The following is an 11,585-nucleotide window of genomic DNA, read 5'->3' as shown; positions in this document are numbered from 1 at the left end:
ATAAAAAAACCACCGAGGACACAGAGTGCACAGAGCGATTTTACTTTTCTCTGTGCTCTCTGTGGTTAATATTGAAATGATGTCCAGCCCCCTCCCAGGGGTATCTGTGTGGGGGTGGATAAATGCCGGGGGTGTGGGGCTGACGTGGTGGCTAGCCTTTCCTCGTGCTGGATTTTCACCAGCTGGCGAATATGAGTTTTGCTCGGCACGCTTGCGGATCTTTGCGGTGAATCAAATAATGAAAACCAGCTTTTGTTCAGGGAATGGCTGAAACACGGCTTTGATTGACTTATGGGAACAGATATGGACGAAGTTGAGGCATACATCAGATCCTTGCCACAGGATATTAGTTTCGCATCCACACTGTGTAAGCATGCATTACAATCTGCCAGGAAATACCACGATATAGACAAGACATCTCAGAGTCTAAAATTTATAATGAGCTTATAGGTTAATTTATTTATTTATTAGCGATATTGTTATTTCTAAAAACAAACAATGGGTGATCATAATGTCTGTTATTAATTTTGTTATTGACGAGCTAACTGTTAACAGACTCACAAAAAATATGGGATGGCTTGAAACATATATCCCAGAAGTTGCAACCAGACTGGAGGGCACGGACTTTTCAGTGGTATATGACCAGGAAGCCGGTTTTGATCTTTTACACATTCATATGCCCCTGCGTTTGGCCTATCGTTTAAGTAATAATGGTGACCATAATTATCCCATAATCTATCATGGCCACGCCACGGAAGATAGTTTTTCGGTAGGAAGAGGCGCAAAATATTCACTGAGAATATGGTTTAAGAAAATCGCAAGTAAATCGAACATTATTTTATGCCCGTCCAGATCAGCAGAAGATTATTTCAGGACTCTTCTTCCAGGCCATACAATTGAACAGTTAAATTACGGTATCAATCTTGCTAAATATTCATTTTCAGAAGAATCCTGCATAAGTTTTCGAGAACAGTACGGCATAAAGGATAATGAGCTAGTAGTAAGCTGCGTAGGAGGGATATCCAGACGTAAAGGGATCGATGACTTTATTAACATTTCAAAACGGAATCCTGAACTGAAATTCATGTGGGTGGGCGGTGAATATACGGACAATACAGGTATAGATATATTTTATAAGATGTTTGCCAGGCAGGGAGATATAAGTCTTAAGGACCTGCCTGACACCATCCTGGTGACAGGATATATTAAGGATATTCCTGCAGCCCTTTCTGCAAGTAATATTTTCTTCTTCCCTTCAAGACATGAGACCCAGGGGCTGGCATTGATCGAAGCGGCTGCGAACGGTCGTCCCATTATTACCAGGGACCTGCCTGTGTTCAGGGAATGGTTGACCCCTGGTAAGGATTGCCTAATGGGCGGGAGTGAAGAAGAGTTTGATAGTTGCATCCGACAGCTGGCCAATGACAAGGAGTTGAGACATCGGTTGGGCAGAGAAGCCCGAAATTCTGCTGAAAAGTATCATGATATCAACAAAACTTCACAACGTTTAGGCCAGATATATCAGGAATTATTGGATTGAAGATTACTTTCACAGTGCTTACATGAGACTAATATTAATAGGGGAAAATCTGTGTAATAATTGTGCACCAAGACGAAAATACCCTGTGCACCAGGAGATATAACATATGACAGAAAAAATCACAATGCTGGAAGACTTGCCCGGAGTGGGACCGGCCACAGCAGAGAAATTGAAAGAAGCGGGATTCAATTCTATTGAAGCCATAGCAGTAGCATCACCTGCAGACCTTGCCGCCACTGCAGAAGTGGGAGAATCCACGGCTGCTAAGATCATAAATGCTGCCAGGGATGCAGCAGATGTAGGCGGTTTTGAGACAGGGAACAAGGTACTTGAACGCAGGAAACTGGTAGGTAAACTGACAACAGGAACTGAAGCGTTCGATGAACTGATGGGCGGCGGCATTGAGACCCAGTCAATTACTGAATTCTATGGAGAATTCGGGTGTGGCAAGACCCAGATAACCCATCAACTGGCCGTAAATGTCCAGCTTCCACCAGAGCATGGGGGGCTGAACGGTTCAGTTATAATGATCGATACTGAAAATACCTTCAGGCCAGAACGTATTACACAGATGTTGGCAGGGGTATCCAGCCGTACAGGCGAGGAATATGACCCAGAAGAATTCCTGCAAAATATCCATGTGGCCCGGGCCTATAACTCTAACCACCAGATACTGCTGGCAGAATCAGCCACCCAGCTGGCAGAAGAATTCAAGGATAGCGGCAAACCTGTACGCTTACTTATCGTGGATTCCCTTACCGCTCATTTCAGAGCAGAATATGTAGGCCGTGGAACCCTTGCTGATAGGCAGCAGAAACTGAATAAACACATGCACGAGCTGCTTAAGTTCGGGGATCTGTTCAATGCGGCAGTGGTTGTGACCAACCAGGTCATGTCCAAACCGGACGCTTTCTTTGGAGATCCAACCAGACCCATAGGCGGACATATTGTTGGACATACTGCCACCTTCCGATTATACCTGCGCAAATCCAAAGGTGAAAAGCGAATAGCTAGGCTGGTAGATTCACCAAGCCTGCCTGAAGGTGAAGCAGTATTTTCTGTGACCACAGATGGACTGACAGATTGAAAGCCGTTGTAATAGATATTGACGGGACGCTTACAGACGAAAAGCGCCGATTATCATGCGGAGCTGCAGAAGCAATCCGTAACAATGAGATTCCGGTGATACTGGCCAGTGGTAACATTTTGTGCTTTGTGAAATGTGCTTCAAAACTCATAGGAGCCTCTGATATCATGATAGCTGAGAACGGCGGTGTGATATCTATGGGTTATGACGGGTCCGTGTACGTAAAAGGCGACAAAGAACGGTGTAAGAATGCTTTCAATTTACTGAAACATCACCTGGAACTTGAAGAACTGGACGGGTCCCTGAGAAAATCCGAGTTGGCTTTGAGACGGAATTTTGACATTCAATCTGCCCGGGATATACTCGTGAAGGAAGGCATTCACGACATCGAGATAGTGGATACTGGATTTGCAGTGCATATCAAGACCACAGAAGTGAACAAGGGTACGGGACTTGCACAAGTGGCAGCATTAATGAAGACCGATCCAAAAGACTTTGCAGCAATAGGGGATTCTGCTAATGATATTGAAATGCTCAAAGTTGCTGGACTGGGATTTGCTGTAGCTAATGCTCATCCTGATCTAAAAGATGTGGCTGATCATGTGACTTCAGATTCATATGGAAAAGGGGCAATCGAAGCTTTGGAATATATACGAAAAATGAATAAAAGAAAAATATAATTTTTTGGGACTTATTAAGTCTACACTTACGTTTTTACATCTGTCTTAGCCTGATTCTTGTCAACCACAATATAGTCTTTGATAGCTCTTACAGCATCAAAAGGTACAAGAATAAACTCATCTTCCATCTGATATTTTTCTTTATCGAGTGCGATATCAGGCTTGACAACCAGGTCTATTACCGCTCCGGATTTGACATCGATCACGATGTTGTTGATAATTCCCAACGTGATTCCATCTGAACTCATGACCTGTTTGTCTTTAAGATTCCTGGCAAATATTCGTGTCATTGTTATCTCTCCAAATTTTACCGATAACCTATATAAGACTTCTGTTCTGTTTTAACGCCGCCCTTGAATTGGGCTTCCAATTGCTGATAATATTCCTGGATATTCTCATTTAGGGCCGGTCTGACCTTTTTCAGAGCATTTCTGAAATGACGCATTTCCACAGTTTTTGCATCAAATTTCTCTCTCATAGCTAACAGAACAGCCTCACGGCAGATCGCCTCCAGATCAGAACCAACATAACCATCTGTTTGATCAGCGATCTCAATTATATCCACATCCTCTGATAGAGGTATATTCCTGGTATGAATCTTGAGTATCTCTTCACGCCCATCCTTGGTAGGCGGACCGATGAAAACCGCCCTGTCGAATCGCCCGGATCTTATCAGGGCTGGATCAATCATATCAGGTCGGTTGGTAGCTGCCACCACCACCACATCTTTTAACACTTCCAGACCGTCCATCTCGATCAGCAATTGGTTAACTACACGTTCCATGGCCCTGCTGCTGGAATCCATGCCCCTTATGGGTGCAAGCGCATCAATTTCATCAAAGAAAATAATGCATGGAGATACCTGTTTTGATTTCTTGAATACTTCACGTATTGCCTTTTCACTTTCTCCCATCCATTTTGACAGCAGTTGGGGTCCCCTTATGCTGATAAAATTGGCACTTATTTCTGTAGCTACGGCTTTTGCTATCAAAGTCTTACCAGTACCTGGCGGTCCATACAACAAGATTCCATTAGGCGGTTGGAGTCCCATTTGTCTGAATCTTTCAGGATTTCTAAGCGGCCATTCCACAGCTTCCAGGATTTCCTGACGGGATTTGTCGAGGCCACCCACATCATTCCATCTCACGGCTGGAACTTCAACCATAACCTCACGCATGGCCGATGGTTCAACTTCCTTTAAAGCAAGAGAAAAATCATCGGAAGTGATCTCTATTTCGTTGAGCTGTTCCTGCGGAATCTCCTGCTCAAGATTGAAAATTTTGTTAAAGCTCCTGAGAGTCTTCATTGCAGCTTCCCTGCATAGTGCTGCAAGGTCGGCACCCACGAACCCATGAGTGTTATCAGCCAGTTCTTCAAGGTTTACATCTTTTGATAATGGCATGCTCCTGGTATGGATCTGCAATATCTCCAACCTGTCATCCCTATCAGGCACACTTATTTCTATCTCCCTGTCAAACCTACCTGGCCTGCGCAGTGCTACATCTATTGCATTGATCCTATTTGTAGCTCCTATTACCACTACTTGCCCCCTCTCAGACACGCCATCCATTAAGGTCAAAAGCTGTGCAACTACCCTGCGCTCAACTTCTCCCACAGACTCTTCCCTTTTGCCTGCAATGGCATCCAATTCGTCAAAAAATATTATACTGGGTGCATTGCTAGATGCTTCTTCAAAGATATCCCTCAAGCCTTTTTCGCTCTCTCCGTAATGCTTGCTCATTATCTCCGGCCCTGCTATAGAGAAGAATCTCGCTCCACTCTCATTTGCAACAGCTTTGGCGATCATGGTCTTACCAGTACCGGGAGGTCCGTGCATCAGCACACCAGCCGGAGGGTTAATGCCAAGCTTGTCAAATATCTCAGGGTGTTTTAGGGGCAGTTCTATCATTTCGCGAAGGTGCTGTATCTGGTCACCTAAACCCCCCAGGTCCTCATAGGTTATACCTGTAGTTGCAAGTGTATCATATCCTGTGACAGGTTTGTCTAAAAGTTCAATCTCTGTTTGTTCTTTTATGATTACAACGCCTTCCGGCTCTACTTTTACTGCAATTAAAGGTATCGTTTGACCTGTGTTCATATGACCCAGAATTGGACTTGCTGTTGTACTAATAATAGGAATTAGATCTCCTTCTACTATAGGTCGTTTCATTATCTGGCGTTTGACAAGATCATTTGCTTCACCTCCAGGCTGAATGACCTGTCCTTCAGGAGGTGCAAGCACGATTTTGGTAGCTCCCAGAGTTTTAACTGTTGTTACTTTAATGCTCTCACCTAAACCTACACCAGCATTTTGACGGGTGAATCCGTCAATTCTGATAGAGTCTTTATTCCAATCTTGCCTATCTGCTTCCCATACCTTGGCCGCAGTGATCTTATTTCCTTCCAGGAGGATAATATCACCCACTGAGATCTGCAGCTTTTGAATCAGATTCGGATCGATCCTTGCAATCCCTTTTGCAGAATCAGTTGGATAAGCTTTTGTTACTTTGAGTTGAATGTAGTCCAAGTAGAAACCTTCTTATTATTTTTTCAAAATTAAATAATTAATTATCAAATGAATTATTATATTGTTGTCTATTGAATACATATAAGTATTTTTCCAATTAGAACATACCTGTAAAACAATATGAACAGGACAACTAAAGTTTTGGTATTTGACCCTTTTTCCGGGGCTTCAGGTGATATGATCATTGGTAGCTTGTTAAACCTGGGCGCTGATAAAAAAATTGTGATTAGTTCAATGGAATTGGCAGCTGATGTTGATGTAGACACATATGAAAATAAAAAAGAACTAATCTCTGCAACCAGGATCGAGGTTGTCCAGAGATCTACTTCACAATATAATTTCAGAGAGATAATCGGTCAGGTCAAATCTAAAGGTTTGCCCCAAAAGATAATTGAGGATGTAATAGATGTTATGGAGTTGGTGGGTCGATCTGAAGCTTCAGTACATGGCACAACATTGGATGAGCTGCACCTGCATGAAATGGGACAGCAGGATGCAATTGCAGATATTGTGGGTGCAGTGGTTGCTTTTCACGATCTTGGGCTGACAAATTCAAAGGTAATCTGCATGCCTATATCTGTGGGAGGTGGATTTGTAAATACTGCTCACGGAAAATTACCTGTCCCTGCCCCGGCAACTCTTGAGATTCTTAATAATTCAAAACTGATCTGGAAGGGAGGTCCCGTGGATCATGAACTATTAACACCCACAGGAGCTGCTATACTGGCACATTTTGTTGATAAATATGGTTATTCAAGTAGTATGTTTCCTCAGATGATATCTTCCAAGACAGGTTATGGTGCAGGGTCAAAGGAAACAGGTCTTCCCAATGTGCTTAGAACTGTGATGGGGGAACTTGACGCATCATTGGTAATAGATCATATTGCGATGCTGGAGACAAATGTGGATGATGTGACAGGAGAAGTGCTTGGATATCTCATTCAGGAACTAATGGATGATGGTGCGCTGGATGTCTCTATAATACCAGCAACTATGAAAAAAGGGCGAAGCGGTGCTTTGATCAAAGTCATCTGTAAACCATCTCATGCGCACCATTTGGCAAAGAGGATCATAGTAGAAACGGGAAGTCTTGGAGTGAGACAGGTACCTGTTATGCATAGATTCACTGTGCAGCGAAAGATAATAGAAGTAAATATCACTGTAGCAGGAAACTCCTATATTATCCACGTGAAAATAGCCTGTGATAATAAAGGTGAATTTCTCAACATTTCAGCAGAATTCGATGACTGCAAAGAAATCGCCCGGGAAACTGGCCTCCCTGTAAAGGAGATTATCCGAAAGGCAGAAGAGACAGCAAGGTCGGACCTGAAAAAGAATAGAATAATTTAACATTGATATGGCCTTTTCAGGATGACAATATGAAAAATAACGGCTTAAGCGAAGAAGAGGTCCTGGACAGACTAGGAAACTACAAAGCACAGGATGTATCATATAACCGTGTACTCAGTGCCATGTGTACCATTCCGCATCCCATAGCTGTCAAGGCCCATGCAATGTTTCTGGAAGCCAATTTAGGTGATGCGGGATTGTTTCCAGGCACACAGGCCCTAGAGCATAGGGTAATAAACATGATGGGAGGAATGTTGGGAGACCCATCTGTACATGGTTATATCACAACAGGGGGTACCGAATCCAATATCCAGGCCATTCGAGCAGCCCGAAACAGCGGAATAAGCACAACGCCCAATATTATTGTACCCCAATCAGCCCATTTCTCTTTTGATAAGATTGCAGACATTCTCAGGATCGAAGTGCGAAAAGCCCGGGTTGATGAGGAGTTCAAAGTCGACCTGGGCGCAGTTGACTCCCTTATAGACAATAACACAGTAGGCCTTATTGGAATAGCTGGTACTACTGAATTTGGCCAGATCGATCCTATCAAGGAATTATCAGATATGGCTGTGGAACGGGGCATTTTCCTGCATGTGGATGCTGCCTTCGGGGCTTTTGTTATACCATTTCTTGATAAGAAATATGATTTTGATTTCAAGCTGCCGGGAGTTTCATCAATAACCGCAGACCCCCATAAAATGGGACTATGTACCATTCCTGCAGGTGGACTTCTGTTCAGGGACCCATCACATCTTCATAAGCTGCAAACTGATACTCCTTACCTTACCCTGGATACCCAGTATTCATTAAGCGGAACACGAACCGGTGCTGCTGCAGCAGCAACATATGCTGTGATGAAGTATTTAGGATGGGATGGATACAGTCAGATTGTAGATAGCTGTATGAAATTAACTAAGAACCTGGTTAAACGGGCCAGTGAGTTCGGAGCTGAAACCCTAATGAACCCTGTGATGAATGTTGCAGTATTGGATGTGGGTGATGTTAAACGCGTCAGGAAAGAATTGAGTGTTAAAGGCTGGTCCACCTCTATTACCAGGGATCCAAAGGCATTAAGGCTGGTAATTATGCCCCATCTCAATGAGGTCGTACTGGAAAAATTCCTGCTGGATCTTGAACAGGTCTGCAGGACGACTACTTAATCGTATTCTCTCCAGGTCTTAGCGCATTTGGTACACCTGAAAAACCTTGTTTCACTTTCATCGGCCGATCGCAGCTGACGCAGCCACCAATAGGCTATTTTGTTGCCGCACTCTTCACAATGGGCATTTGTGGTAGGAAGACCTGCTGCTTCATCACCTTCAAGTACAGTGACTTCCCGTTCTTTGAATTCCTGTTTAGCAAGTATATTACTGGCACCTGCTTTCTCCTTTTCAAATGCACATTTCCTGCATTTCATTACATTGCCCGAAGGCATCATCATACTTTTACATTTAGGACAAAATTCCATATTTCCTGACTTCCCGTAACAATATTATCTATATCTCAAGAGTTAATTCAATTATTTTATTCTTCATGAAATATCTGGCCTTCAAAAGCATATACTTCGGTATCAGATTCAAGCCATGCATCAGGATAAAGTCCTGCTTTCAGACAGGTTTGATCAAGAAATCTTCCTGCATCAAATCCATGTTCTACAGCAACCTGAGGCAGCAGAAGTCCTGCATAAGGCCCTTTTTGGACTATTAGGCCGTGTCTCCCCACAATAATCTCACCCGGGAGCTTTTCAGGTTCCACTTCAAGGCGGTAGGAAGTGGTAAGTACAGTGACCTCGATGGAGATCTCCTTAAGTTCTTTAATGGTTACAGGATTGAACCTGGTATCCTCAGTGGCTGCATTAATTGCAGAAATTATGATCGCATCCCCCAGGGGCATGACCGGATAGGGTCTTCCAATGCAACCCCGCAGTTCTTTTTGTGACCCGATCCTGTTATTCAGAGTTACAAATACACCTCTGTTCTCATAAAAGACCGGAGAGAGACCTTCAGGTTCTATTACCTTTTTGCTGTTCAAATATTCTGTAATAGCTTTGCGTGCTAATTCCAGGGCAATACGGCCATCATCATCAGTTACCAGATCAGACATATCCATCTCAATTAAACGAACATGCCATGCGGCTCATCATCATGTTCTTCTACAATGATCTTGTGATATGCATCCATAAAATCGCTCATTTTAATCGTCCTGGCTTTCCTGCGTATAACAAACATTCCAGCTTCGGTCACAATTGCTTTGATATCTGCCCCGCTTAACCCATCTGTCATCTTGACCATTTTATCCAGATTCACATCAGAATCCAGTGCCATATTCCTGGTATGGATCTTGAAAATCTCAAAACGGCCTTTTTCATCTGGCATAGGGATCTCAATTATCCGATCAAATCTTCCTGGTCTTAAAAGGGCAGGATCAAGCAGGTCTATCCGGTTGGTAGCTGCTATGATCTTAACATCCCCACGGTCTTCGAACCCGTCAAGTTCGGCCAATAACTGAACCATTGTCCTGTTCACTTCTGCAGAACCGGTTGTTCCGTCATGGGTCCGCCGGCCGCCCACCGAGTCAATTTCATCAATGAACACAATACTTGGTGCTTTCTCTCTTGCCATCTGGAAAACATCACGTACCAGGCGTGCACCTTCTCCTACATATTTCTGGACCAGTTCTGAGCCCGACATCCTAATAAATGTGGCTTTTGCCCTGCTAGCTACCGCTTTGGCAATAAGTGTTTTTCCAGTACCTGGTGCGCCGTAGAGTAGAATGCCTTTCGGTGGTTCCACACCCACCTCTTTGAATAGTTGTGGATCGGTAAGTGGAAGTTCAATTGTCTCCACAACATCCTGGATCTCTTTATTAAGACCGCCTATAGAATTATAATCAGTATTGGGGGATTCGATGAGCTCCATTACCCTGGCCCTTACATCTGCAGATCTGGATAAGACTTTCACCATTCCAAAGGCATTATTTACCGCAACTCTCATTCCAGCTTCCAACTCACCCATCAAGTCAACCGGTATATGTGTAATAACCTCCTGATTGCTGCCATGCTGGCGCAGCAAAGCCAGATTGTCCACAATTTCCATTACCGAAGCAATAAATAACGGAGGTTCTTTCAACTGTTGATTCTGCTCTTTGAGTTTCTGTATTGTCTGGAGATAATTGCTGTTGGCTACTGCGGCATCAAGCAGTCTTTTCTGGATTTGATCATTCTGTTCTTCCAGTTGTCTTAGTTTTTCTTTTAATGATTGAACATCATCTTCAGTTGATTCTTGAGAATTTGAAAAGTTCGTTTCAGAAGAATGCCGGGCTATTGTATTTTCCATATAATCTAAATTATAATATAATCTGATATAAACATTGGGGATATAACATCTTAATTTATTAAATGATTTACACTGTTTGGATATTTTGCATTAAAGCTCCTAAAAAACGATAGGTAAATATATGTCTAATTATGATGATAATTATACAAACTTACTAAACTTTATTTTATTAAGATATTAAAAATAAATGGATGAATAATAATGGAAGGCAGTGAATTCAATTCAACAGACCTTATCGACAGAGCTCCAACCGGGGTAGAAGGTTTTGATGAGCTATGTGGAGGTGGCCTTAAACGTGATTTCACTTATTTGCTATCAGGTACTTCTGGCGCCGGGAAAACAATACTTGCTCTTCAATTCTTATATAATGGGATTACCAAATATGGCGAAAACGGCATATTTGTAGCAACTGAAGAACGACCTGAACATATTAGGGCTAATGGATTAGAGTTCGGATGGGACCTGAAAACTCTTGAAGATGAAGGGAAATTGGCGATAATTGATGCTGCATCCACAAAGATAGGCATCCCCTCCCAGGAGAAGTATGTTGATGTAAGACCCTTTGACATGCGTTCCATGATGGATCAGATTATTATGATCCAGGAAGAGATCGGTGCTAAAAGGGCTGTAGTGGATACCACAACATCAATTGGATTTTATCTCCAGGATCCAGCCAAGATTCGTATTGAACTCTTGAAACTGGCTGCGACCTTAGAGATACTGGGACTAACATCCCTGATGACCTGTGAGATCGTTGATGATAACCATCCCAGCCGTTTTGGTGTCGAGAATTTCGTGACTGAAGGTACAATTGCTCTGTATTATAAGAGGGTGGAGAATGTCAGGGTTCGAAGTATGGAGATCTATAAGATGCGTGGTTCAGACCACAGCAAGAAAATCCATCCATATGATATTACCAATGAAGGCATAGTAGTTCACCCTCACGAAGAAGTGTATACAGTATTAGGACAGCTAAAGTAGCTGTTTTTTTTTTTGATTTATGGTATTAAGGTATCTTCTTCAAATTAAATGGTAAATGGGAAAATATATTTTTATGGAATCT

At 42.9% G+C, this 11,585-nt stretch carries 11 protein-coding genes; 6 read left to right on the top strand and 5 right to left on the bottom strand.

Translation table 11 applies throughout. From position 1 onward, the window contains the following. The first annotated feature begins 511 nt into the window (after window positions 1–511). The 3 genes from IBX40_07005 (at window position 512) to IBX40_06995 (ending at window position 3,307) form a co-directional block, all read left to right on the top strand. The gene (locus tag IBX40_07005) at window positions 512–1,540 is read left to right on the top strand and encodes a glycosyltransferase family 4 protein (GenBank protein ID MBE0524062.1); all 1,029 of its coding nucleotides are present in this window, start codon (window positions 512–514) and stop codon (window positions 1,538–1,540) included. A gap of 106 nt (window positions 1,541–1,646) precedes the next feature. Further along, on the top strand, window positions 1,647–2,627 hold the full coding sequence (gene radA / locus IBX40_07000; GenBank protein ID MBE0524061.1) for a DNA repair and recombination protein RadA: 981 nt from the start codon (window positions 1,647–1,649) through the stop codon (window positions 2,625–2,627). Then, window positions 2,594–3,307, top strand: a complete 714-nt coding sequence (locus IBX40_06995; GenBank protein MBE0524060.1) for a phosphoglycolate phosphatase — start codon at window positions 2,594–2,596, stop codon at window positions 3,305–3,307. The genes radA and IBX40_06995 overlap by 34 nt, the downstream gene beginning before the upstream one ends. Before the next feature lie 26 nt (window positions 3,308–3,333). On the opposite strand, the gene IBX40_06990 is transcribed toward IBX40_06995, so the two are convergent. Both IBX40_06990 and IBX40_06985 read right to left on the bottom strand, forming a co-directional pair. Further along, on the bottom strand, window positions 3,334–3,597 hold the full coding sequence (locus IBX40_06990; GenBank protein MBE0524059.1) for a PRC-barrel domain-containing protein: 264 nt from the start codon (window positions 3,595–3,597) through the stop codon (window positions 3,334–3,336). A 17-nt stretch (window positions 3,598–3,614) separates the two neighbouring features. Further along, window positions 3,615–5,834: a CDC48 family AAA ATPase gene (locus IBX40_06985; GenBank protein MBE0524058.1), complete on the bottom strand. Its 2,220-nt coding sequence runs from the start codon at window positions 5,832–5,834 to the stop codon at window positions 3,615–3,617. Between the two features lie 120 nt (window positions 5,835–5,954). Between IBX40_06985 and larC the strand changes: the two genes are divergently transcribed. Both larC and mfnA read left to right on the top strand, forming a co-directional pair. Next, window positions 5,955–7,184, top strand: a complete 1,230-nt coding sequence (gene larC / locus IBX40_06980) for a nickel pincer cofactor biosynthesis protein LarC (protein ID MBE0524057.1) — start codon at window positions 5,955–5,957, stop codon at window positions 7,182–7,184. A gap of 29 nt (window positions 7,185–7,213) precedes the next feature. Beyond that, window positions 7,214–8,347 carry a tyrosine decarboxylase MfnA gene (gene mfnA, locus IBX40_06975; GenBank protein MBE0524056.1) on the top strand — a complete coding sequence of 378 codons (1,134 nt, stop codon included), beginning with the start codon at window positions 7,214–7,216 and terminating at the stop codon, window positions 8,345–8,347. Here the strand turns inward: mfnA and IBX40_06970 are convergent. From IBX40_06970 to IBX40_06960, 3 genes are read right to left on the bottom strand one after another with little or no spacing between them, the layout of a single operon-like run. Next, on the bottom strand, window positions 8,344–8,655 hold the full coding sequence (locus IBX40_06970) for a transcription factor S (GenBank protein ID MBE0524055.1): 312 nt from the start codon (window positions 8,653–8,655) through the stop codon (window positions 8,344–8,346). The genes mfnA and IBX40_06970 overlap by 4 nt on opposite strands. Window positions 8,656–8,711: 56 nt before the next feature. Continuing rightward, window positions 8,712–9,290, bottom strand: a complete 579-nt coding sequence (locus IBX40_06965; protein MBE0524054.1) for a TIGR00296 family protein — start codon at window positions 9,288–9,290, stop codon at window positions 8,712–8,714. Window positions 9,291–9,301: 11 nt separating this feature from the next. After that, a complete protein-coding gene (locus tag IBX40_06960) occupies window positions 9,302–10,522 on the bottom strand; it encodes a proteasome-activating nucleotidase (protein ID MBE0524053.1) in 1,221 nt (406 codons plus the stop codon). Window positions 10,523–10,723: 201 nt separating this feature from the next. On the opposite strand from IBX40_06960, the gene IBX40_06955 reads away from it, so the two are divergent. After that, window positions 10,724–11,503, top strand: coding sequence for a circadian clock protein KaiC (locus IBX40_06955; GenBank protein ID MBE0524052.1), 780 nt, complete (start codon window positions 10,724–10,726; stop codon window positions 11,501–11,503). The last annotated feature ends 82 nt before the right edge of the window (window positions 11,504–11,585 follow it).

The organism is Methanosarcinales archaeon, from assembly GCA_014859725.1.
GTDB lineage: Archaea > Halobacteriota > Methanosarcinia > Methanosarcinales > Methanocomedenaceae > Kmv04.
The sequence above is the reverse complement of the archived record's forward strand: the minus strand, read 5'-3'. Positions and strand labels throughout refer to the sequence as shown.